A 22,511-nucleotide genomic window follows, 5' to 3' on the forward strand; every position below is an offset into this window, starting at 1 on the left:
TGCTGGACCCATGGCAACGCACCGAGTCACCACGCTCGTCGCCGCACCGCCCGAGCGCGTCTTCGCTGCTTGGACGGACCTGGACCGGTTCCCGGAATGGATCGGCGGAGTCACCCGCGTGACCGACCGCGTGGGTTCAATCGACCAAGCAGGTAGCCGTTACACGGTCTGGTTCGGGCGGATGGCAAGCCCCACGGAAATCATCGCCGTCGAGCCCCCCTGGCACATCCGGACGCGGTTCGGCAATGCAATCCTGAAGGGCGAGTCCGATGTGAGATTCGCTGCCGAGAACGGAGGCACGCGCATTCGGCAGGAGTTCGTGACCCGCGGCTTCATCTCAGCGATCTTCGGGCGCCTCTTCGCCATGGGGTCGTACCGCGGTAGCTTCCAGGGCGAGCTGGAGACCTTCCGCAAACTCGTCGAGCGGGATGCCCTAGGGCCGGCTTAGCCGGCCGGACGCCCGTGGATCCGCACGGAAAGTTCGTCCGCTGCCTTACGGATGCGCGCAGCCAGTACCGGCCATTGCTCAGCGGGCACCTTGTCCTCCAAGAAGGTGACGGCGACTGCCGCCGTCGGCCATCCCACATGGTCTGTCACAGCGGCGGCGATGGAACCGAATCCCGGCGTGATTTCGCCGTTTTCCGTGGCGTAGCCGCGTTGCCGAACCTGGTCCAGATGGGATGACAACGCGGAGTACTTCATGATGGGGAACTCCACCTCGTGCCGGGAGGTGAAGGCGGCGGCATTCGGGTAAAGAGCGCGCACTTGGGACTTTGGCAGGGCGGCCAGGATCGCCCGGCCGGAGGCAGTGAGGTGGCTGGGAAGGCGGACCCCGACGTCGGTCACCAGGCTCGGGCGGTTCTTGGCACGTTCCTCCACGATGTAGAGAACGTCGCGCCCGTGCAGCACCGCCAGGTGTGCACTCTCACCGATGACGTCAACCAACGACGCGAGCATCGGCCGGCCTAGGCGCGACAACGGCTCCTGCCGTGAGTACGCCGAGCTGAGCTCGAAGGCGCTGATGCCAAGCCCGTAACGCTGTTCCTCGTGCAGGTGGAGGACAAAGCCGTTCGCCTCCATCACGCCGAGCAGGTGGTACACACTGGATCGCGGCAGGCCGAGCGCGGTTGCAATGTTCGACGCCGCCATAGGCCCGCGGCGCGACGCCAGCAGCTTCAGGATGCGCAGCGTATTTTCGGCGGCCGGGACTTTGGACGTGGCTTTGCCTGGGGCGGTCGGCGTCGTTGTCATGGGTCCTCGCTGCTCGGATTTCGGGATCGTCGAACCTTTGCTGTCCGGTATCCCGTACTCTAGCGTGCACCCTTTGCCGGGCAATGACCACCACGGAGTAGTCATCAGCGTCCGGGATACCGGACACGCGCGGATGATGCTCCCGATGAATGTCCACCGTTGGCCCACTGTCTGCGATCAAAGACACCAAAGCCTCGTGAGTCCGATCACAAGGCGCCCAAAAGAGATCTGCTGGATAGCGATCCCCTCCCAAAGACGAGAAGGTTTTACTATGCAACAAACCAAGCTGGCTGCGGAGAGCTCTGTCCTCCAAGTCGCAGGTACGGCGCTCAGCCGAGGCCTCAACGTCCGTCACATTCGCTTTATGGCGCTCGGATCTGCCATCGGTACCGGCCTTTTCTACGGCTCCGCCTCCGCCATCCAGAAAGCCGGTCCTGCCGTCCTGCTTGCCTACATCATCGGCGGTGCAGCCGTGTTCATGGTGATGCGTGCCCTGGGTGAGATGGCTGTCCGCCACCCTGTTTCCGGCTCGTTCGGCCAGTACGCAAGCAAGTATCTGGGACCGTTCGCCGGGTTCGTGACCGGGTGGACGTACGTGTTCGAGATGGCGATCGTGGCCATAGCCGACGTCACCGCCTTCAGTATCTATATGGGATTCTGGTTCCCACAGGTGGACCGATGGATCTGGGTGCTCGCCATCATCCTGTTCCTGGGCGCCATGAACCTGCTCAGCGTGAAGGTGTTTGGCGAACTCGAGTTCTGGTTCTCGCTCATCAAGGTGGTGGCGATCATCGCCATGATCGTGGGCGGTGCAGCGATCGTTGTGTTCGGCTTCCAAACGGGCGACGGCGGTGGCGTGGCACCGGGGCTTGGGAACCTCGTGAACCACGGCGGTTTGTTCCCCAACGGTTTCGAGGGGCTCCTGGCCGCGTTCGCCGTCGTGATGTTTGCTTTTGGCGGGATCGAAACGATCGGTATCACGGCGGGCGAAGCCACCAACCCCAAGAAGGTCATCCCGCAGGCAGTTAATACTGTGCCCGTCCGCGTTTTGTTGTTCTACGTCCTGACGCTGGGCGTGCTGATGAGCATTTTCCCGTGGAACGAAATTGGAAGCAGCGGCAGTCCGTTTGTGCAGATCTTCGCTGGCCTGGGCATTCCTGCCGCGCCTCACATCCTCAACGCGGTGGTCATTACGGCCGCTCTCTCGGCGATCAACAGCGACATTTTCGGGGCCGGACGGATTCTCTTCGGCCTCGCCCAGCAAGGCCATGCGCCCAAGAGTTTCAGCAAGATTTCCCGGCACGGTGTCCCGTGGATGACCGTGGTGATGATGGGCGGCATCCTGCTGGTGGGCGTCATCCTGAACGCCGTCATACCTGAAGACGTATTCGTGCTCATCGCCTCCATCGCCACCTTCGCCACGGTGTGGGTCTGGGTGATGATCCTCGCTTCGCACGTCGCCATGAAACGGGAGATCAAGCGCAAGGGGCTGCCGGCGTCGGAATTCGCTTCGCCGTTGTGGCCCGTCGCATCCATCCTGACCATGGCGTTCATGGCCATGGTGATCGTGATACTGGGCGTCTTCGAGGACACTCGGGTTGCGCTCTACGTTGGCGGTTCCTGGCTCGTGCTGCTCTTCGTGGCCTATAAACTGTGGGTCCGTGGAGGTGGCCTGCGCCGGGCAGAGTTGGTGGACGAGACGTCGTCGATGCCTGTGGTGAAGGCGCCGTAGTTCCGCGCCGAGACGGCAGATAACCCCCATGTTTTTCGGAAACATGGGGGTCATCTGCCAACTCGCGGGGGCGGGGCCGGTTACCGGGCGGACCACCCACCGTCCATGGTGTAGCTCGCGCCGGTGACCATGCCGGCGTCGTCGGATGCCATCCAAGCCGCCAGCGAAGCAACTTCCTCCACCTCCACGAGCCGCTTCACCGCCGACTCCGTCAGCATCACTTTTGCCAGGACTTCGGCTTCGGGGATGCCGTGGAGCCGGGCTTGGTCGGCAATCTGCTTCTCCACCAAGGGTGTCCGCACGTAACCGGGGTTGATGCAGTTGGACGTGACACCGTGCTCGCCGCCCTCCAAGGCAGTGACCTTGCTCAGCCCTTCGAGCCCATGCTTCGCGGATACGTAAGCGCTCTTGTAAGCGGAGGCACGGAGCCCGTGGACCGACGAGATATTAATGATTCGGCCGAACCCGTTGGCGTACATGTGCGGGAGGGCCGCCCTGATGAGGAGGAACGGCGCCTCCAGCATCAGGGCCAGGATCCGCCGGAACTCCGCGGGTTCGAACTCCTCGATCGGCGCAACTTTTTGGATGCCGGCGTTGTTGACCAGGATGTCGCAGTCGAGGCTGAGGGCGGCCAGGGCGTCGACGTCCAGGAGATCCACTGTCCAGGCTGTGCCGCCCAACTCATCGGCGAGGGCCGCAGCTCCGGAGGCATCGACGTCGGCCACTACTACTTTCGCTCCACGAGCGGCGAGCGCCCGCGCGCAGGCTGCACCGATTCCGCTCGCCCCGCCCGTAACCAGTGCCTTGCGTCCGTTCAGGGAGTTATCCATCAGATTCAGCCTTTCGGGGCAGTGGTCAGACCGTGCCTGATCGCGTCGGCCTGGTCCACTTCTTGGAGCGCGATGCCCTTGGTCTCCTTCAGCGAAACAACTGCGACGACGGTGATGGCGCAAGCAACCACGAGGTAGATCGCCGTCGGAACCCAGGAGCCGGTGTCCTTGAGCCACTGGGTAGCCAGCAACGGTGCGAGCGAGCCGGCGAAAATCGACGTGACCTGCGAGCCGAGCGAAACACCGGAGTAGCGCATCCGGGTGGGGAAGAGCTCGGACATGATGGCCGGCTGGCCTGCGTACATGAACGCGTGCAGGCAGAGGCCGATGGTGACGGCGAGGACGATGATCACGGCGTTCCTGGTGTCGAACATGGGGAAGGCGAAGAACGGCCAGGTTGCGCCGGTGATCGCGCCCACCAGGTACACGGGCTTGCGTCCCCACGAGTCCACCAGGCGCCCGATCTGCGGGATGACCAGGAAGTGGATGACGTGGGCGATCAGGAGTGCCAGGAGGAGCGAGGACGTGTCGTACTTATGGACGCTCTTGAGGTAGACGATCGCGAAGCTCACCACGAGGTAGTACATGATGTTCTCTGCGAAGCGGAGACCCATGGCCTGGAGGATGCCCTTGGGGTACTTCCGGATGACTTCGCCAACGCCGTAGCTGATGGCCTTGGACTCTTCCACCTGCGCCTTGGCTTCGAGGAAGATGGGGGCTTCGGTGACATGGGTGCGGATGTAGTATCCGACGAACACGATCACTGCGGAGAGCCAGAACGCTACGCGCCAGCCCCAGCCGAGGAAGGCTTCGCTGCTGAGCACTGTGGACATGGTGAACAGGACGGCAGTGGCCAGGAGGTTACCCACCGGCACTGCTGCTTGGGGCCACGAGGACCAGAAACCGCGGGATTTGTTGGGGCTATGCTCAGCCACCAGCAGCACAGCACCTCCCCATTCGCCGCCGAGCGCGAAGCCCTGGATGAAGCGGAGCGCCACCAGCATGGCCGGTGCCCAGTAGCCGATCTCCATAAAGCCCGGGAGGCAGCCCATCAGGAAGGTGGAAACGCCCACAATCACGATGGTCAGCTGCAGGGTGGGCTTGCGGCCCAACTTGTCGCCGATCTGGCCGAACACGATGCCGCCGAGCGGACGGGCCACGAAGCCTACCGCGTAGGTGATAAAGGCCTGGATGATGCCGTCCAGCTCGTTGCCGGTACTCGGGAAGAAGTACTTGCCGAAAACCAACGTGGCGGCGGTGGCGTACAGGAAGAACTCGTACCACTCCACCACGGTGCCCACCATCGACGCCGCGACGATCTTCTTGAGCCCGGAACCTTCGCCGGCGCCTTTCCCTGCTCTTGATGCGGAGCGCTGCTCTACGCTCATATCCATCTCCTCAGTGTCCTCTTTGACCCATGTGAACGTGATGTGATCCACAGCACGAAATGCTCCACTGAGTATTGCTGCAGATTCGTTATGCCTCAATGACCAATAAGGCACCCTAGGTGTGCAGAATTGCAGATATGAATCCGAACCCCGACGACCTCCTCATCTTCCTCGCGGTCTCACGTTCAGGAAAATTTACGACGGCGGCCCAAGCCTTGGGGCTCAACCACACCACGGTTTCGCGCAGGATAGCGGCGTTGGAGAAGGCGCTGGGCGGCAGGGTCCTGGCGCGTGCGGCCGGAGGCTGGGAAGTGACGGAGCTGGGCACCGAAGCCGTACTTGTCGCTGAGCGGATTGAAGCTGCGGTAAGTGCCCTGGGACCGAGCGACCGCGCCCCCGACCCCATTACCGGCGTGGTACGCATGACCGCGACTGATGGCTTCAGCGCTTATATCGCTGCACCAGCAGTGGCCCGCTTGCGACGGGAACATCCCGGACTCAGCGTTGAGATCGTGACCGTGACGCGAAGGGCGTTGCAACAGCGCTCGGGGCTGGACATCGAGGTGGTGGTGGGGACGCCGCAGGTTCACCGGGCCGAGGCGATCCAACTGGGCGAGTACCGGCTGGGGATGTATGCTTCGCGCGCTTACCTGGCAGACAACGGGACGCCTTCCAGTATTGAGGAACTGACGCAGCACCAACTGGTCTATTTTGTTGACTCCATGCTGCAAGTGGATGACCTGGATGCTCCCCGCAGACTGGTCCCGACCATGCGTGACGGGCTGAGTTCCACCAACGTTTTCGTGCATGTGGAGGCTACCCGGGCCGGCGCCGGCGTGGGCTTCCTCCCCTGCTTCATGGCCGACAGGCACGCCGACCTGGTGCGCCTCCTACCATCGGACTTCGCGGAGCTTCTCCCCTACTGGATGGTCCTCCGCCCGGACTCCATGCGCCGCCCCGCGGTAGCCGCCGTCGTGCAGGCCTTGCGGGAGGAGACGGAGCAGCGGCGGGAGGAGCTGCTCGGCTCGGAGTAGCGCGCCCAGAGTGACAGGCCCCGCCGAGGTGGCACTTAATGCCGATGTTTGCCGAAAACATGGGCATTATCTGCCATCTCGGCGGGCGGACCAAGGGTCATATGGCCTTCTTGAAGTTAGGCGAGCCTTACTATGGTAAGCATGCCCTCCAGTTCTGCCCTTCCGCCCAGCCCGCCCGGGCGCAAAAAGCAAGCACCATGGAAGGTCTCCCGACTCTTCAGTTTCACGTTGTTCGCCAATGGCCGCTGGAAGCTGCTGTTGGCGGGCTGCGCCGGACTCGCCCTGCATCAGGTCAGCGAGGCTTTGGTGCCGGCTACCATCGGCGCCGCGGTGGACAACGCCATTGAACCGAACGACGCCGGCGCTCTCCTGGGGTGGCTCGGCGCCTTGGCTGTGGTGTTCGTTGTGCTGGCTCTCTCTTGGCGCTTCGGCACCCTGGCCACCGAGCGCTCCTTTAACTACGGCTCGCACGATCTCCGCCAACTGGTGGTGGAACGAACACTTCATCCCCGCGGTATGGCCGCCCAACGAGCACCGGGCGAAATCGTGGCCATCGCTTCTTCCGACGCCGACAGGGTCGCCGGGCTGTCCTGGCTTATCAGCGGGGGCCTTGCTGCAGCCGCCGGTGTCATCACATCGGCCGTCACCCTCCTGCTCATCTCAGTGCCTCTGGGTCTTGCCGTTCTCCTGGCAACACCGGTCATGCTGCTGGTGATGCACCGGCTCACCAAACCGCTTGAAAACCGCAGCGACGTGGAGCAGTCCACGGCCGCCCGCGCCGGCGCTTTGGCCACGGATTTCGTCACCGGTTCCCGCCCGCTCAAAGGGCTCGGTGCAGAGGACGCTGCCATCGCGCGCTATCGCGCCGAAAGCCGGGCGTCACTGACATCCGCCCTGAAGGCCATCCGGGCCAAGTCCGCTTACACCGGTGCGAGCACGGCCCTGTCCGCAGCGTTCCTGGCCGGCATCGCCTTCTTCGCAGCCTGGTTCGCGCTCCAAGGCAGCATCACTGTGGGGCAGCTGGTGGCCGTTGTTGGAGTGGCGCAGTTTGTTCAGGGACCCATGACCGGGCTCGGTTTCGTCAGCGTCGAACTTGCCCGCAAACGCGCCTCAGCCGCCCGCATCGCAGTCCTGCTTGAAGAACCCGAGGCAGTGCCCGCACCCCAGGCAGCGGAACGTTCGACGACGGCAATGGGCTCAGTTTCGACCCCCACTTCACCGGGCGAGCCAGCACCGCTGCTGGAGCTCCGGTCGGGTGCTTGGGGCGTTTCCTTGCCGCCCTTCACGGCATCCGCCGGGGAAATTGTGGGCGTGGTCCTTCCGGACAGCACACAAGCACGGCAGTTGGTGGACACTTTGGGCTTCCGCACCCCCGCACCCCGCGGCCTCGTGTCCATCGATGGCCACGACGCCGCAGACCTCGACCCCCTACACGTACGCTCAAGGGTCTTCGCCGACAACCACGACGGGGTCCTCTTCAGCGGCAGCATCCGCGACAACATGGCAGTATCCGACGCTGAACTGACGGAACGGGCCATGGCGGCTGCCGCCGTCGAGGATTTCGTGTCACAACTGCCCGAAGGCACCGAGACCGTCCTGACCGGGTATGGCCAGAGCCTTTCAGGTGGCCAGCGCCAGCGGCTGGTTCTCGGCCGATCGCTGCACCAGCAGCAACCGGTACTGGTCCTGCACGACCCCACCACCGCCGTCGACACCGCCACCGAAGCCGTCATCGCGGACGGTCTAAGGAACTTCCCGGACAAGGCTCTGGTTCTCGTGACAACAAGTCCCACGCTGCTGGCCATCTGCGATCGGGTGGTGGTGGCCGGCGCCGAGGGGCCACCGGAAACAGGTACGCACCGGGAGCTACTCGCCGCGTCGGCTGGCTACCGTGAGGCGGTGGGCTCATGAGCTCGGAAATCCTGCCTATTGCCACTCCTCGCGAGACCCGAAAAGCCATGTGGCGCCTGTTGGCGCAACGCCCCGGCAGGCTCACCCTGACCATCCTGGTGTTACTGGCGGCATCCTGCTGCGGCCTGGCGGCCCCGGCGATTCTGGGCCTCATGGTCAACATCGCGGCATCCGGAGGGGATGTCATGTCCCTGCTGTGGCTGGCGCTGGGGCTATTGGCGGCCGGTGGACTGGGTGCCCTGCTGGGCATCCTGGGACAGAACCTGCTGGCCCGGATCTGCGAGGAAGCGCTCGCCGGGTTGCGCGAGGAAGTGTTTGCGGCAGCCGTCAGGAAACCGCTGGCACAACTGGAAAAGGCGGGCATCGGGGACGTCGTGGCCCGCGTGTCCGGCGATGTTGAAGCAGTCAGTGAGGCAATCTCCGGCGTGCTGCCCGCGTTCACGAGCGCAGCTTTCACCATCGGCGTGACGTTGTTGGGCTTGGGCGTGATCGACTGGCGCTTCGCGGTGGCGGTGCTGATTGCTGCCCCGTTGCAGATCTTCACCCTGCGCTGGTTCCTCAAACGAACAGCCCCCATCTACCGGACGGTCAGGATCACCGAGGCCAGCCGAACCGAGCAGATCATCGAGACCGTCCATGGCTCCCCGTCTGTTGTGGCCTTGGGCCTCGGGTCACGCCATGCCGATCTTGTGGCCGCGGCCTCGCACGAGAACATCGGCCATTCGCTGCGCGGGGTGGGCTACCTGACCCGGTTCTACAACCGCCTCAACCTTGCGGAACTGATCGGCCTGTCCGCGGTTCTGCTGGTGGGATTCTGGCTGCATGCCGAGGGTGCGGTCACCATCGGCGCAGCGACGGCAGCAGCACTTTACTTCTACCGGCTGTTCGATCCGATCGGGCTGGTTCTGGGGCAGTTCGATGAACTTCAGAAAGCCGCAGCCGGATTGGGCCGCATGTTCGGGCTGACGATGTCCGCGGGGCAAACCCCTGTCCCGGCCTCGCCAGCTGCCTCTGATGCCGGCATCGTTCTGAACGATGTCACCTTTGCTTACCCGGGCCAGCGGCCAGCCCTTAAGGGAGTCTCCCTCACGGTCGGCTCGGGCGAGAGAGTGGCGATTGTCGGTACTTCCGGCGCGGGCAAAACCACCTTGGCCAAAATCATCATGGGCTTGGAGCATCCCGGCAGCGGGACAGCCTGGGTCGGTGGGCTGGACTCAGCCGCCACTGCCCCGGCGGACCTGCATCAGCGCATAGCCATGGTCAGCCAGGAGGTGCACGTTTTCTCGGGCACGCTCGCCGAAGACCTCAGGCTGGCCAAGCCCGGCGCTTCTACAGAGGAACTCACACGTGCCCTGCAGGCTGTTGGGGCTGCTTGGGTTGGAACGCTCGACGACGGCTTGGAGACTTCCGTAGGCGCTGGCGGGCATCAGCTCACACCTGAGCAGGCGCAACAGCTGGCGTTGGCTCGGCTGATGCTTAAGGACCCGCCCATTGCAGTGCTCGACGAAGCCACTGCAGAAGCGGGAACCGGGTCTGCCGCCATGCTGGATCAGGCCGCGGAAGCTGCCTTGGCCGGCCGAACGTCCGTGGTGATCGCGCACCGATTGTCCCAGGCAGCGTCGGCGGACACCGTGGTGGTCATGGAGCAGGGGCGGATTGTCGAGTCGGGTTCGCACCAGGAACTGCTTTCGGGCGGCGGCCGCTACGCCCACCTGTGGGAGGCGTGGAACAGCTCACTCAGCCGGAACTGAGGCTTCAACCAAGGGCTCGGCCGGCGGGTCATGCCGCACCGGAATTCCCTTGGCGAATGCGCGCACTTTGGCGTCATCCCAAATGTGCGCGGGGACACCTCCACCCAGCAGTTTGCGGGCCAACGAGGGGTCATCGCCGAATGGCGCATGGCTGCCCGCCATGATCATGTTGCCGTAACGGCGCCCCTTCAGCATGGCCGGATCGGCGATGATCATGGTGTGCTCGAACGTGTCCGCGATGGTGGCAGCGTCAGCCCGGGCGTTCTTGAGGTCCGGAGCATCGCCCGAATTCACCACGTACAGTCCATCCGGGGCGAGAACCGAGTCCGCGTGCGCTGTGAACTCCCGGGTGGTCAGGGCGCGGGGCGTGAAAGCTCCAGCGAAGACGTCGCGAATGATGAGGTCGCGGCTGTCCGGGCTCAGGGACTCAGTGACTTGCCGGGCTTCGCCCACGCGGATCCGTAGCAAGGGCGCCTTGGGTAAATCGAACCAGCCCCGCACGTAGTCAGCCAGCTTGCCGTCGAGTTCAACAACTACTTGCCGCGCTTCAGGGTAGGCCGCGTGGAAATAGCGGGCCATGGAGCAAGCTCCCCCACCGAGATGAAGGCCACGTAGCTTAGGCTTCTGCTCTGGCGGCCAGCGCGATTCGACCAGGGCAGCGATCCAGCGCATGTACTCAAAATCCAGGAACAGCGGGTCAGCCAGGTCAATGTGCGAGCTCATGACGCCGTTGATTCTCAGAAGCCAGCCATTGGAGTTGTCTTGGTCCTGCAGCAACTCGCAGTCGCCGGTATCGATGTAGTAGACCCCCGCGACCGGACCGTCAGGGCGGGTGCCGGATGGCACCTCGACGACCCCCGCCGTCGACCTCTGGGACCTGTTGGCCTTGCCGCGTTTTGCCACTACTTCCGCCCTGCCTGAGTCATGCCTCAAGCCTAGTGGAGCGCCACATTACCCCGAACGGTCACATCAAAAGTAAGGCTACTTACCGTTTTGCCTTCAGGAGCCCTATGATCTCTACATGGAACTCGGAGCATCGGTGTGGGCGGAGGTTTTGACGGTCGCAGTCGCCTGGCTGACGGTGGTCTGCCTGCTACTCGCTCGCGTCCCCAAGCCACCGAGTCTCCTCGATTCACCGCTGGAGGGTTCGCCGCTGGATATGGACCAGCCTGAAGATCCAGAGTCCCGCTAAAGCCTGGTAACCCGTGCCACGGTCCACGTCTCAGGTTCTGCGGACGGAAGTGGGTTCGTACACTATCACCGAGCCCTCCGTAGGCGCCCGGCAGGTGAGCTGACGCAGTGGGGTGCCGCGGGCCTGCAATTCCACATCGATATGCGCCGGGTGGGGCGGTCTGCCGGTGATGTGGATGCGCCAGTGCTCGCCCTCGCGCAGGGTTTCCGTGACCACATAATCATGCCGGCGGGCAGGTCCGAAACGTTCGAGCACGGCCGCGACGGCGGCCTGCTGTGGTGGGAGGAGGTCCGTATATCCACGCAAGTACTCTGCTCCGATACGGTCGGCGAGGTGGTCCTCAACAGTGGCGACGGAGGACCCGGCGTCGAGTCCTCCGTAATACACGCCGTCGGGGACGATGACAGCGTTGGCCGCGAACCTGTCACCGCCTATGTGGGAGCACTCCCACACCAACTCCGGCCATCGTTCACTGAGCGCACGCCCCACGGGCCGGCCCCGCACTGCGCAGCACGTGTCATGCTGACCATGGGCGCAAACCAGGATGACCGGTGGAAAGCCCTGCTCTCCGGGAGATGCCAACGCTGAAGCAATCTCTGCAAGGTCCTCCTCCCTCTCCCACATTCCCCATAACTGTTGATAGGTGCCGGAGCTGTCATGACGAAGTATGGCCCACCTGGCCGGACCATGGCGCTGACGAGCACCGAGCCGCCGGGGGCCAGGACGCCGCACCAGGAGGATCCGTGCATTCGCAGTCCGCGCGGCAGAGATGACCAGGGCCTTGGTCCCGGCGTCAAGATCAAGGCCCTCGAAACCATTGGGCGGCCAGGCGCCCGGATACTCTATGAGAACCCAAACCAGGCCCGGTGACGCCGTGCCGGCCATCGAGTCGCCACGCAGCCGAGCACTTTCCGCGCAGAAGAAACGGCCCGTCGCGGCCACGGGGGATGTCACCATCTGGTGTCACTGTTCACGCCGGGATCCCCGTTCACACCGATATCACTGTTCACGCCGACATCACTGCTCAACGGGGACGAGAACTCCTGCGCGTAACAGCCTTTCCACAAGTTCAACGCCGAGATCGGCCGCGAGGTGCGCCTCGCCGTCCAGCAGGCGCCGCACGGACGGCAGATCCACCTCCGGGAAGTCGAGCCAGCCGACGCGGGTGGTCAAACGTGAACCCTCAAACCGGGCTTCAAGTGCATCCCGAAGCCGCACCAGTGATTCCGGGCCAAGGTTCTCGACGGCCGCGAGCTGGGCCACCGGGCCAAGCGGGGCCGGGCGTCCCTGTCCCCGCCGTGCGCGCTGGAAGAGGGAAGTGGTGTCAGCTTCCAGGACGGCGGCGGCGAGGCGTTCACGAACCGCGGCAATCTCCCCTTCGGGGCCATCCACGCCCATGGGCAAGGACCGGCGCATCCCGGGATCGTCGCAGAGTGCTTCAAGTGCGGCCTGCGCCAGGTGCTCGGCCAGCGCGTGGCGGGTCCAGCTGTGTATTCCCAGAGTGAGATGGATCGAGACCTTCCCCTGCGCCTGGGCGGCATGCAACCAACCGCGCGGCAGGTAGAGGACATCGCCAGGCTCCAGGACGGTGTCAATATAAGCCTCACCTTGGGCGGCCTCGGCGACGGCGGAGCGGCGATCGGTCCAAGGCTGGGTACGCAGCGGGTCCACGTGGACCGGCTCATGGATGATCCAGCGTTTGGTCCCCTCGATCTGGAGGACGAAGACGTCGTGGACGTCGTAGTGATCGTCGAAACCACGGTTCTGAGGCGGGGTGACGTAAGCATTGGCCTGCACAGGATGTCCCAGCTCGGTGCTCAGCTTGGTGCTGAAGCTCGCCACAGGCTCCCACGTGCGATGTAACGCCTGCAGGACCAGGGTGGCTCCGTCGCCGAACTTGCGCCAAAGCTGAGTATCGTCCAGCTGGTCAGAGATAGTGGCACCAACGCCTGCCGGAGAGGTGTAGGAGGATTCGGGAAGAGTGGAGCCACCCTTGGCCACGCGCAGGAAGGGTGTCCGCAGACCCCGGCGCGAAACCAGCTCGTCAACTGCATTGGCCGAGAACAAATCAGAGAAGTCGCTGACACCACGCGTGAGTAGCGCGGTGCGGCCCCAGACCTCGCTGGCGAACCTCTCCTGGCCGATGTCGATCAGGCGTCTTTCCAGGACCCCGGCCTCCTTCACAGCGCCGGGGTCCTGGAAATCAGTACTGGTAGAGCTCAAACTTAGCTGCCTTGTTGCCCGGCGCCGCCGTCAGCACCGCCATCGGCACCGCCATCAGCGCCGCCGTCGTGGGTGCCTGGGACGCCACCCGCGCCACCGTCGGCAGGGCCTTCGGCACCACCGTCGGCACCACCATCAGCACCGCCGTCGTGGGTGCCTGGGACACCAGCCGCGCCACCGTCGGCAGGGCCTTCGGCGCCGCTGTCGGCACCGCCGTCAGCTCCCCCGTCGGCACCGCCGTCGTGCGTTCCCGGGACACCGGCCGCGCCACCGTCTGCCGGGCCTTCCTGCTCGCTTGGATCCTGCTCTGGAATGGTCATGCTTCCTCCCGAGAATCGAATGGCGTACTCAGGCTCCGGTTATCGACGCCTGATTCCAAACCGGACGATCGTCACCGACACCGCCCGTGATCACCATATCGACATGAGTCAGCTGTGGGAACAGCTCGCGGGCGTTGGGATTTCGCTAAGGCCCGACGGCGGGGCGCACCATACGGTGCTCCGGCAGCGAGTACCAGGATGGGTCGCAGAGCTGACGTTTCCCGTCCGGCACAAAACCGTTGCGACGATAGAAAGCCTGCGCACGGGGATTGTCGTCCAGCACCCACAAGTACGCCGGCCCATCGCCGATCAGTGCTTCCACCAAGGCCTGGCCCACTCCCCTGCCATGGATGCGTTCCAGGGTGTAAAGCATGTAGAGCTCCCGTTCGCAGGGACCGTCCTCGTCCTGTCCGGGACCAGCTGCACCGAGGCCAACCAGGTGACCATCCGGATCGTGGGCCAACATCCGGGTGTTACCTGCAGCAATGAGCGCCCGGTACCGTTCGATGCGGTCGGGTAGCGCCGCTTCCTGTTTCCCGAAGAACTCCGGAGGCAGCAGATGCCCGTAACTCTCCCTCCACGACTGAACATGCATGAGTGCCATGGCCTCGGCATCATCCACCGTTGCGGGGCGAATCGTGAAATCCACTTACCGCACCCTCGCTATCGCAAAACCGTCCCAACCCTTGCTACCCACAGTTTGGATGGCTGTGGCATCGAGTCGCGGATCCTGCCCCATTCTTTCCAGCATGGCCACAATGCCTGGTGCGTTGACCTCGTCCCGCTCGGGCTCCAGAATGGCCCCATCCCAAATCACGTTATCCACCACGATCACCGTTCCCGGGTGACCGAGGCGGATGGCCCAGTCGAGGTAGTTGGCGTCGTTTTCCTTGTCGGCATCAATGAACACGAAGTCGAACGATTCCTGGCCTGCCAAGGTCGGCAGGGTGTCCAACGCAGCACCAACGCGAATATCCACCTTGTGTCCCACGCCGGCAGCATCCAAATTGGCGCGTGCCACGTCGGCATGCTTTTGGAGGAATTCGCACGTAACTATCCGGCCGTCGTCGGGCAGTCCTTGGGCCATCCACATGCTGCTGAACCCCGCAAGGGTTCCGATCTCGAGGACCCGCCTGGCCCCCGACATTTGAACCAGCATTCGCAACAACTTGCCGGCGTTGGGCGCTACTTCAATGGCAGGCATCCCTGCCTCAGCAGCAGAAGTCACGGCGCGCTTATGGGCCGGATCAGGACGCACGACGACGTCAGTCAGGTACTGCTCGACGTCAACCCAACCAGGCTCGGTTCCGTGTTCAATCATGGCCCCCAGTCTGGCACTCACTGCAGCTTGGGGAAAGGATCTAGTCCGTGGCGGAAATGGCTTCTTCCAAGCGCTCCACCTTGCCGGTCAGCTCACCACTGAATCCGGGACGGATGTCCGCCTTGATCACCAGCGAGACGCGGCTGCCGTAACGGCCAACAGCCTCAGTGGCGCGCCTGACGACGTCGAAAACCTCATCCCATTCGCCTTCGATGGTGGTGAACATGGAGTCCGTTTGGTTGGGCAATCCGGACTCGCGGACGATCTTGACGGCGGCAGCGACGGCGTCGTGCACGGAGGCATCCGGGGTGGGTCCGCCGTTGGTAGCGGAAGAGGGCTGGCCAGAAGGGGCGACTGAGAATGCAAGCAACATGAAATCCAGTGTTTCACGTGCCGGTTTGTCACATAACAACCTACTCCCGCGTAACAAGGGGCCGGGAGGCCTCCATTGCTACCCTGACAAGCATGGAACAGCCCTCTGAACGCAAGCCCCTCAGGGCAGACGCCGCACGTAATGTGGACAAAATCATCACCGCCGCCAGGCAGTGCTTCCGGGAACACGGCCCCGACGTGCCCCTTCAGACCATCGCCTCCACCGCTGGAGTTGGCCCCGCAACGCTGTTCCGCAACTTCTCGGACAAAGAACAATTGGTGCTCGCGGCACTGTCACGACAACTCCGGCTGCATGTGGACCCCGTAGCAGAGGCTGCCCTCGACGGAATGGACGCTGCCGAAGGACTCATCAACGTCATCGACGCCGTGATGCAGGTAGCCAGCGAAGACGCGAACCTGCTTGACGCCGTCGCTGGCCGACGCGGCCTCCTGATCGGCATCACCCGGGGCATCATCGGTTCCATGGAGACCCTCCTTGAGCGCGGCCAGGGCCAAGGCTCACTGCGACGCGATATCACCATCGAGGACATGGTCCGGCTCGTGGCCATGCTCATCGGCGCAGTGGACACTATGGAACCGGGCTCTGAGGCTTGGAAGCGTCCCGTGGCCTTGATTGAGGATGCCATCCGGAGCGAACGACCCTCGCGGCCGCTCCCGGATCAGTCGGGCATCCCGGGCGTGACGTTCACTGAGGCTGTCTAGCCCCAACCCAGCAGCCGCAACAACGCTGCGGCTGCGGCGCCCGAAATCACTACGACGAGGAACGGCGCACGCAGCCAAAGGGCGACGGCGGCGGCAACCAAGGCGCCGATGCGGGCATCGAGGACCAGGCCTTGCCCTGAAGCCACTGCATTCACAACCGTCAAGGATGCCAGCAGTCCAATGGTCATGGTTCCGGCAATGTGCATGATGCGCGGGTTTTCCAGCAGTCTGGCGGGGACGAAGTAGCCCACCAACTTGGTCAGATACGCCAGCGCGCAGGCAATGAGGATCCAAAGCCAGAGGTTCATTTCTTGCCTCCGTGTTCGCGCTGGTGCTTCTCTGCGTACGGATCCACATCCGGTTCGAGTCCTTCATCCAAACGTGCGTGGCTGAACCAGCCGATGACGCCCGCCACTACTGCCGCCACGAGGATGGGAACTCCCGAGGGAACCAACGGCACGGCCAAAATGGTGGCCAGCGCACAGGCTGCGGCAATCGCCCAGGGTTCGCGGCCTTTTAGCCTCGGCCACAGCAGAGCCAGGAACGCCGCCACAGCAGCGCCATCCAAGCCCCATTGCTTGGGATCACCCATGGCGTCGCCAGCCAACGCACCAACGGCAGTGAAGATATTCCACAGGATGAATATGCCAATACCGGCTGTCCAGAGGCCGCGGCGTTGCTCGTCGGGATCAGACTGGCCGGACGCCGTCGCCGTGGATTCATCGATTGTCACGTGCGCCGAAACGTAACGCTTCCACCCACCGGGGCGAAGCATGGCGTTGATCTGCATGCCATAGATGCCGTTACGCAAACCCAGCAAAGCGCTGGCCGTCATGGCTGCCACTCCCGAACCGCCGCCAGCGACTACGCCAATGAAGGCAAACTGCGAACCTCCACTGAACAGCAGCAAGCTCAGCACCATTGTCTGCCAGAAGTCGAAACCGGACGCCACGGCCAACGCACCGAACGACACACCATAAAGACCCGTTGCAATGCTGAGGGACAGGGCAATCTTGAATGCCGGAGACTCTCTGAGTTTCATCGGGGCCGAACTCGTGCTCACTTCCGCAGGCTCCAGGACCACAGAACGAGCGGAACCTGAAGCGGCAGGCGAACAGTGTGAATCCGGCGTTCGCCCGCTGTGCCGTCGTAGGCACGTCGGAGGGCATCTATATGCCCAGCAAGGAATGCAATAAACATTGCCGTGGTGGCGTCCGCGGCAACCCTACGGGTGGCCGGGATCAAGAGCCCGACGGCGGCGGCTGCCTCCAGCAGGCCCGACGAGGCAATCCATTCCTCGCGGGACATAACTGCCAGGGGACCGTTCGGACGGCTCCCGGGTTCGTCCTTGCGGCACAGGTAATCCGGAACAACCGGGTGATAGAACTTGGGAGTCCGGAAGTGTTTGGAGGCGCTGGCCAGGAGCAGCGCGCTCAAAGCTACTGCTGACGTGGTTCGGGTTGCTTGTGCTGACCAGCGAAAAGACATGAGACCACTCAATCACAAGCACGGTGGCCTCCAAAGCCGGACCCAAGTAGGTAGCAGATCAGGCCGTTCCCAGCGCCCAGAACGACGTCAACTGCGACCTAGTTGGACACCATCAACTGCGCGAGCACCTGGGCCGGCTTGTTGGTGGTGATTTCGTGGATGCCGAGTCCTTGGCACAGGGCCACGTCCTTCTCCGAGTCAACCGTCCACACCCGGAAGATGCGGCCTGACTCCAACCAGCGCTGAACGTTCCGCGCGTGCTCCCTCACGTAATCGATGCCAGGGCCGGCGATAGCTACTTCGCCTGCGTCCAGGACGCGTTCGGCCTCGAGCTGAGTTGCCCGCATAACGTTCGCTACTGCGCCGCCAGTAAGGAAACCGAGGCCGAGCTCTTGCCGGATCTCTTTCACGGTGAAGTCGTCCACCAACTGGCAGATGTACTCCTTGGGAACGGTCTGCAGCAACCGCTGAACGGAGTCAGTGTCAAAGCTCATGAAGGAGATTCGGATGTTCTCCAATCGGGATTCCTCTGGCGTCCAGCCCTCCTCTTCCAGCAGGGCAAGTACACGATCCTCCAGTTTCAGTCCGTAGGGGCTGGGGTGCTTAAGCTCGATGGCCAACCCAATGTCGCGCCCGGCTGCGCGGAGAATATCCAACAACTCCGGCAAGGTAAGGAACTGGTCAGCTACTCCCCCGTAGGCATCCGGTATGCGGGCGCCCTTCCACGACGAGAAGTCCAAGGCCCGGAGCTGTTCGAGAGTGTGCTCACCAACCGGGCCCGTGCCCGTGGATGTACGGTCCAGGTTCGCATCGTGCAGCAGCACCACCTGCTGGTCCCGGGTCAGGTGGACATCGCATTCCACACCGTCGGCGCCGTCGGCAAGGGCCTTTAGATAGGCAGCGCGGGTGTGCTCGGCGAAGGCGGCACTAGCGCCGCGATGGGCGTAGACCTTGGGCCGGCTCGGGGCGAAGTCGTCGCTAGTCATGCAGACACGTTAGCCCACGCCGCTGGACGCTCGGGGGCTACGCTGGGCTAATGCAGGTGAACTCTGAACAAATCCCAACCGAAGACGTCACCAACCCCGCTCGCACTGCCGGCGCCGCACCCGCACGAGGGGCATCCGCCGTCGTCGCTCCCTCCGCGGGAGATATGGAAAAAGCCGCAGCATTGCTCCGCATGAAACGGTTGGCCCTGGCGCTGCTGATCGCGATGGCGGTGATCTTCACCGTGGCGTTCGCATTCCAGAAGCAGTACCCGTGGCTCGAATACGTCCGGGCTGCAGCCGAAGGCGGCATGGTGGGTGCGCTGGCAGACTGGTTCGCTGTCACCGCGCTGTTCAAGTACCCCATGGGCCTGAAGATCCCGCACACGGCCATCATTCCGCGTCGCAAGGACCAAATCGGGGAATCACTCAGCGACTTCGTTGAGAGCAATTTCCTGTCCCAGGAGGTTGTGCAGGACAAGCTGGCAAGCATTGATATTGCCCGCAAGGCCGGGCGTTGGTTGTCAGCGCCAGGCGGTGCTGAGCGCGTGGCCAAGGAAGGCGGTGCGGTGATTAGAGGCGCCTTCACAGTACTGAACGACGACGACGTCCAGGCAGTGATTGAGGGCATGGTCCGCAAGCACCTCCTCACCCCGCCCTGGGGACCGCCGGTGGGCAGGATGGCCGAACGGATCTTCGCCGACGGTCACCACCACACCTTGGTTGACCTGTTGGTTGATCGGGCAGCCGACTGGGTGGACGCCAACCATGCAACGGTGAACAGGCTCGTTTCGGATCGCTCGCCCCTGTGGGTGCCGACATTCGTTGACGGCCTGGTGGGCGACCGCGTCTACGTGGAACTGTCCAAGTTTGTCCGCGCAGTACAGGCGGACCAGAACCACCAAGTGCGGCAGTCAATCGACGCCTATCTGACTGATCTGGCCCAGGACTTGCAGCACGACCCCGCCATGATCGAGCGCGCGGAATCCATCAAGGCGCAGATCCTCGGTGACCCCGAGGTCCGTGAACTGGCGTCACGCACGTGGGGAACCGTCAAGACTGCGCTGCTGAACGCCGTCGACGATCCGGACAGCGAGCTGAGCCAGCGTTTCAAGAGCGCCGTCCGGGACTTCGGCACTCGCCTGGTCAACGACGACGAACTGGCCGGTAAGGTCAACACCTGGATCGGTGATGCTGCGGGCTATCTGGTGAATACGTACCGCTCGGACATCGCGGGGGTCATCTCAGACACCGTGGCCCGCTGGGATGCCGAGGAAACATCTCAGAAGATTGAGCTTCAGGTGGGTAAAGACCTCCAGTACATCCGCATCAACGGAACAGTGGTGGGTGCATTGGCCGGACTGGCGATTTTCACAGTTGCGCATCTGCTGTTTGGGTAACAGGCAGCACTAGAGCTATCCGATGGGCCTTGGTAGCTTCAACGCATGCCTATCAAACTTGAGAACGTCGGTATAGCTGTTCGCGATCTTGAGGAAGCAATCGCCTTCTTCACGGATCTCGGCCTCACGGTGCTGGGCAGGGACACGGTCAGTGGCGAGTGGGCCGACACTGCCGTTGGGTTGGATGGCAACCACGCCAAAATTGCGGTGCTCCAAACCCCGGACGGCAACGGTCAACTTGAGCTCTTCGAATACCTCCACCCTGACGCGATCGAGACGAATCCGACCCTTCCCAACGAGATCGGAATGCACCGTGTCGCCTTCTCAGTTGACGACATCGACCATGCACTTGAGATCGCTGCAAAGCACGGATGCCACCCGCTGCGTGGTGTGGCGAACTATCAGGACGTTTACAAACTGACGTATCTTCGCGGCCCCAGCGGCATCCTGGTCATGCTGGCGCAGAAGCTTTGAGGGAGGCCGGTCATGCTGAAGCAAGTTGCTGAAGGCGTTCTGGTTCACGAGAGCGAATTCATCCAGAGCAACTGCACTGTGGTGCAGGGCCGGGACGGTGTGCTGCTGATCGATCCAGGCATCACGGTCAACGAAATGGCAGACATCGCAAGCGACCTTCGCGAATTGGGACAACCCGTCGTGGCAGGTTTCTCCACACATCCCGATTGGGACCACGTGCTGTGGCACCCGGACTTCGGCGATCCGCCGCGTTACGGCACAGCCCGCTGCGCGGCTTCCATCCTGGACGTCCTGTCCCAGGCGGAGTGGAGGGACCAAGTGGCTGAGGGTTTGCCGCCGGAGTACGCCGGGGAGATCCCCATGGATTTACTCGGACTCATCACAGGCCTGCCCGCCGGGGCTGCGGAAATTCCATGGGATGGGCCCACCGTCCGCATTCTGGAACACCAAGCCCATGCTCAAGGCCATCCAGCTCTCTTGCTTGGAGATTCCAGCGTCCTCGTCGCGGGCGACATGCTTTCTGACATCCTCATGCCGTTCCTCGACTTGGAAGCAGCAGATCCGCTCAATGACTATCTTGAAGCGTTGGAGCAGTTCGAGACCCTGGCTGGCGACGTTGTTGCTGTGGTCCCCGGCCATGGTTCCGTGGGTGACGTTGCGCAGTTGCGGGAACGTATTGCCATGGATCGCGCGTACGTTCAGGCACTTCAGGACGGCCGTGACCCCGAGGACCCGCGCGTTGGCCCGTCGGTTCCCTTGGACTGGCTGGCGGACGTGCATTCATGGCAACTCCAGCGTCTGGCTGAAAGAGGAACGAAGTAGTTCAGGGGCGGATCCGGGTGTACACCATGTCAAAGTCGTGTTCCAAGGGACCACCAGGGTAGCTTCCCCGTTCCAAGCGTGCATGGATGACGTTGCCGTCCGTACTGAAGCGGCCAACGAACCGTTGGGGCCAGTCAGGTCCATCCCGAAAAAGGGTCCACACGTTGTCCCTGAGCGTCATGTCGTAGATCCGTGCGACGCCACGGGAGTCGAAGTAGTGCTGCTGGAAGGCACCATCCGAGCCGGTGGCACCGATGATGCTGACCGCATTGGGGTACTCGGGCCGCTCGACTGTGGAGCGCTGGATAAGGAAGCCTCCGGTTTCCAGCCATTCAAAGGAGGTCCGGCCGGGGACGTCCAATCCCGCGACCGACGTTTCCCATTCGCCAATGAGGATGTTCAGTTGCTCTAACGTGGGTTTTGGATCCTGTGCCATGGCAGCCTCTCTTCGAGGGTGTGAACAGGTACAGCGTAGAACTCTTCTCCCGTTCAGCCCAGTAAGTGCACCATCTGGCCAGGCCTTGCTTGTCCCACCAGGTCCAGGTCCTCGTCCCGGACCACTGCTATCACCGGTGACTCTGCAGTATCCGGGTGGCCGGCCAAGGCGATCACGGGAAGGCCCGACGGCGGCAACAGGACAGCGCCTGAAACCAGAGGCTGGAGCTGGGGTGCTTTCCGAGCGGCATTCTCAGAGGCCACTGCACCGTCCAGCGGCCTGCCCGCCAAACGCGCACCTACCCGGTCCGACTCCGGCGAGAGAATCCACAGTTCGGTGGTCAACCGAAGCCACGCACCGGCGTCGTAATTCCGGGCCTGCGGTCCGCGCGAAACCCTGGCAACCACAGGACGTTCAGGGTCCAAAGCACGCCGGGCAGGGTACGTCACCTCGGGGAAACCGTGCCCGTGCGGCCGACCAAATGTCAGCGTCGCGCCGGCTCTCAGCGGCTCCGCCTGGGCCGAAATTCCACCCTGAACCCCCACGTAATATCGGAGACCAAACAGGGCAGGGCCGAACTCAAGGACTGCGCCGGGCGCCACCCGCACAGCCTTGTTGAGTGGCAGTTCGCTGCCGTTGAGTGTCACCATGCCCTCGGCCCCGGTGACTGCCACGGCCGACCCCGTGACAAACCTCAACTTCAGCCCACCCAACAGCACCTCAAGTCCGGCTGCGGAGTCCGGGTTACCCAGTAGGGCATTGGCCATGTGCATGGACGCGCGATCCAGTACTTGCTCCGGGCCGAGAACCAACGTGGCAGATCCCGGCTCCACCACTACCGCACCCATAGGGCCTCCCCA

26 protein-coding genes are annotated in these 22,511 nt (G+C 63.3%); 10 read left to right on the forward strand and 16 right to left on the reverse strand.

The window, feature by feature from the left end; genetic code table 11:
• The first annotated feature begins 10 nt into the window (after nt 1-10).
• A complete protein-coding gene (locus tag M1D89_RS22105; protein WP_498646993.1) occupies nt 11-448 on the forward strand; it encodes an SRPBCC family protein in 438 nt (145 codons plus the stop codon).
• Here M1D89_RS22105 and M1D89_RS22110 read toward each other — a convergent pair.
• The gene (locus M1D89_RS22110; RefSeq protein ID WP_309076427.1) at nt 445-1,251 is read right to left on the reverse strand and encodes an IclR family transcriptional regulator; all 807 of its coding nucleotides are present in this window, start codon (nt 1,249-1,251) and stop codon (nt 445-447) included. The two genes, M1D89_RS22105 and M1D89_RS22110, sit on opposite strands and share 4 nt — an antisense overlap.
• Before the next feature lie 271 nt (nt 1,252-1,522).
• Here M1D89_RS22110 and M1D89_RS22115 point away from each other — a divergent pair, with 271 nt between their 5' ends.
• Nucleotides 1,523-2,983, forward strand: a complete 1,461-nt coding sequence (locus M1D89_RS22115; RefSeq protein WP_498646994.1) for an amino acid permease — start codon at nt 1,523-1,525, stop codon at nt 2,981-2,983.
• A gap of 80 nt (nt 2,984-3,063) precedes the next feature.
• On the opposite strand, the gene M1D89_RS22120 is transcribed toward M1D89_RS22115, so the two are convergent.
• Nucleotides 3,064-3,813 (reverse strand): 3-hydroxybutyrate dehydrogenase, encoded by a 750-nt coding sequence (locus tag M1D89_RS22120; protein WP_091464813.1) that lies wholly within the window; start codon nt 3,811-3,813, stop codon nt 3,064-3,066.
• Nucleotides 3,814-3,818: 5 nt separating this feature from the next.
• A complete protein-coding gene (locus tag M1D89_RS22125; RefSeq protein WP_498646998.1) occupies nt 3,819-5,201 on the reverse strand; it encodes an MFS transporter in 1,383 nt (460 codons plus the stop codon).
• A gap of 137 nt (nt 5,202-5,338) precedes the next feature.
• Here M1D89_RS22125 and M1D89_RS22130 point away from each other — a divergent pair, with 137 nt between their 5' ends.
• From M1D89_RS22130 to M1D89_RS22140, 3 genes are all read left to right on the forward strand, one after another.
• A complete protein-coding gene (locus M1D89_RS22130) occupies nt 5,339-6,235 on the forward strand; it encodes a LysR family transcriptional regulator (RefSeq protein ID WP_498647000.1) in 897 nt (298 codons plus the stop codon).
• A 141-nt stretch (nt 6,236-6,376) separates the two neighbouring features.
• A complete protein-coding gene (locus M1D89_RS22135) occupies nt 6,377-8,146 on the forward strand; it encodes an ABC transporter ATP-binding protein (RefSeq protein ID WP_498647002.1) in 1,770 nt (589 codons plus the stop codon).
• On the forward strand, nt 8,143-9,897 hold the full coding sequence (locus tag M1D89_RS22140; RefSeq protein WP_498647004.1) for an ABC transporter ATP-binding protein: 1,755 nt from the start codon (nt 8,143-8,145) through the stop codon (nt 9,895-9,897). Before M1D89_RS22135 ends, M1D89_RS22140 begins: the two co-directional genes overlap by 4 nt.
• Here the strand turns inward: M1D89_RS22140 and M1D89_RS22145 are convergent.
• Nucleotides 9,880-10,800, reverse strand: a complete 921-nt coding sequence (locus M1D89_RS22145; protein WP_498647007.1) for a spermidine synthase — start codon at nt 10,798-10,800, stop codon at nt 9,880-9,882. The genes M1D89_RS22140 and M1D89_RS22145 overlap by 18 nt on opposite strands.
• A 118-nt stretch (nt 10,801-10,918) precedes the next feature.
• Between M1D89_RS22145 and M1D89_RS22150 the strand changes: the two genes are divergently transcribed.
• Nucleotides 10,919-11,089, forward strand: coding sequence for a hypothetical protein (locus M1D89_RS22150; protein ID WP_498647009.1), 171 nt, complete (start codon nt 10,919-10,921; stop codon nt 11,087-11,089).
• Between the two features lie 30 nt (nt 11,090-11,119).
• On the opposite strand, the gene M1D89_RS22155 is transcribed toward M1D89_RS22150, so the two are convergent.
• The 6 genes from M1D89_RS22155 to M1D89_RS22180 all read right to left on the reverse strand — a co-directional run bounded on the left by M1D89_RS22155 (nt 11,120) and on the right by M1D89_RS22180 (nt 15,326).
• Nucleotides 11,120-11,974 (reverse strand): sucrase ferredoxin, encoded by an 855-nt coding sequence (locus tag M1D89_RS22155; protein ID WP_498651014.1) that lies wholly within the window; start codon nt 11,972-11,974, stop codon nt 11,120-11,122.
• A gap of 132 nt (nt 11,975-12,106) precedes the next feature.
• Nucleotides 12,107-13,312: a cupin domain-containing protein gene (locus tag M1D89_RS22160; RefSeq protein ID WP_498647011.1), complete on the reverse strand. Its 1,206-nt coding sequence runs from the start codon at nt 13,310-13,312 to the stop codon at nt 12,107-12,109.
• Nucleotides 13,313-13,314: 2 nt separating this feature from the next.
• Nucleotides 13,315-13,632, reverse strand: a complete 318-nt coding sequence (locus M1D89_RS22165) for a BatC protein (RefSeq protein WP_498647013.1) — start codon at nt 13,630-13,632, stop codon at nt 13,315-13,317.
• 145 nt (nt 13,633-13,777) lie between these two features.
• Nucleotides 13,778-14,281, reverse strand: a complete 504-nt coding sequence (locus M1D89_RS22170) for a GNAT family N-acetyltransferase (RefSeq protein WP_498647015.1) — start codon at nt 14,279-14,281, stop codon at nt 13,778-13,780.
• Nucleotides 14,282-14,953, reverse strand: coding sequence for an O-methyltransferase (locus M1D89_RS22175; RefSeq protein WP_498647017.1), 672 nt, complete (start codon nt 14,951-14,953; stop codon nt 14,282-14,284). It abuts the gene before it with no gap.
• A 40-nt stretch (nt 14,954-14,993) separates the two neighbouring features.
• A complete protein-coding gene (locus M1D89_RS22180; RefSeq protein ID WP_498647019.1) occupies nt 14,994-15,326 on the reverse strand; it encodes a thiamine-binding protein in 333 nt (110 codons plus the stop codon).
• A 92-nt stretch (nt 15,327-15,418) separates the two neighbouring features.
• On the opposite strand from M1D89_RS22180, the gene M1D89_RS22185 reads away from it, so the two are divergent.
• Nucleotides 15,419-16,048 (forward strand): TetR/AcrR family transcriptional regulator, encoded by a 630-nt coding sequence (locus tag M1D89_RS22185; RefSeq protein WP_498647021.1) that lies wholly within the window; start codon nt 15,419-15,421, stop codon nt 16,046-16,048.
• On the opposite strand, the gene M1D89_RS22190 is transcribed toward M1D89_RS22185, so the two are convergent.
• From M1D89_RS22190 to M1D89_RS22205, 4 genes are all read right to left on the reverse strand, one after another.
• Nucleotides 16,045-16,356, reverse strand: coding sequence for an AzlD domain-containing protein (locus tag M1D89_RS22190; RefSeq protein ID WP_498647023.1), 312 nt, complete (start codon nt 16,354-16,356; stop codon nt 16,045-16,047). The two genes, M1D89_RS22185 and M1D89_RS22190, sit on opposite strands and share 4 nt — an antisense overlap.
• Nucleotides 16,353-17,090 (reverse strand): AzlC family ABC transporter permease, encoded by a 738-nt coding sequence (locus M1D89_RS22195; RefSeq protein ID WP_498651015.1) that lies wholly within the window; start codon nt 17,088-17,090, stop codon nt 16,353-16,355. The genes M1D89_RS22190 and M1D89_RS22195 overlap by 4 nt, the downstream gene beginning before the upstream one ends.
• A gap of 17 nt (nt 17,091-17,107) precedes the next feature.
• On the reverse strand, nt 17,108-17,536 hold the full coding sequence (locus M1D89_RS22200) for a DoxX family protein (RefSeq protein WP_498647025.1): 429 nt from the start codon (nt 17,534-17,536) through the stop codon (nt 17,108-17,110).
• Between the two features lie 98 nt (nt 17,537-17,634).
• Nucleotides 17,635-18,522, reverse strand: coding sequence for a glycerophosphodiester phosphodiesterase family protein (locus M1D89_RS22205; RefSeq protein WP_498647027.1), 888 nt, complete (start codon nt 18,520-18,522; stop codon nt 17,635-17,637).
• A 50-nt stretch (nt 18,523-18,572) separates the two neighbouring features.
• Here M1D89_RS22205 and M1D89_RS22210 point away from each other — a divergent pair, with 50 nt between their 5' ends.
• Genes M1D89_RS22210 through M1D89_RS22220 form a run of 3 tightly spaced genes read left to right on the forward strand, consistent with a single transcriptional unit; the run spans nt 18,573 to nt 21,215 of the window.
• Nucleotides 18,573-19,919 carry a DUF445 domain-containing protein gene (locus M1D89_RS22210; RefSeq protein ID WP_498647029.1) on the forward strand — a complete coding sequence of 449 codons (1,347 nt, stop codon included), beginning with the start codon at nt 18,573-18,575 and terminating at the stop codon, nt 19,917-19,919.
• A gap of 45 nt (nt 19,920-19,964) precedes the next feature.
• Nucleotides 19,965-20,393 (forward strand): VOC family protein, encoded by a 429-nt coding sequence (locus tag M1D89_RS22215; protein WP_178992970.1) that lies wholly within the window; start codon nt 19,965-19,967, stop codon nt 20,391-20,393.
• A 12-nt stretch (nt 20,394-20,405) separates the two neighbouring features.
• Nucleotides 20,406-21,215, forward strand: coding sequence for an MBL fold metallo-hydrolase (locus tag M1D89_RS22220; RefSeq protein WP_498647031.1), 810 nt, complete (start codon nt 20,406-20,408; stop codon nt 21,213-21,215).
• Nucleotide 21,216: 1 nt separating this feature from the next.
• Here the strand turns inward: M1D89_RS22220 and M1D89_RS22225 are convergent, their stop codons facing one another.
• Together M1D89_RS22225 and M1D89_RS22230 are read right to left on the reverse strand one after the other, a co-directional pair.
• On the reverse strand, nt 21,217-21,651 hold the full coding sequence (locus M1D89_RS22225; RefSeq protein WP_498647033.1) for a hypothetical protein: 435 nt from the start codon (nt 21,649-21,651) through the stop codon (nt 21,217-21,219).
• A 53-nt stretch (nt 21,652-21,704) separates the two neighbouring features.
• Complete coding sequence (locus tag M1D89_RS22230) at nt 21,705-22,499, reverse strand: 5-oxoprolinase subunit C family protein (RefSeq protein ID WP_498647035.1); 795 nt, start codon at nt 22,497-22,499, stop codon at nt 21,705-21,707.
• Between the last annotated feature and the right edge of the window lie 12 nt (nt 22,500-22,511).

The sequence above is a fragment of the Arthrobacter sp. D3-18 genome (genome assembly GCF_054408525.1).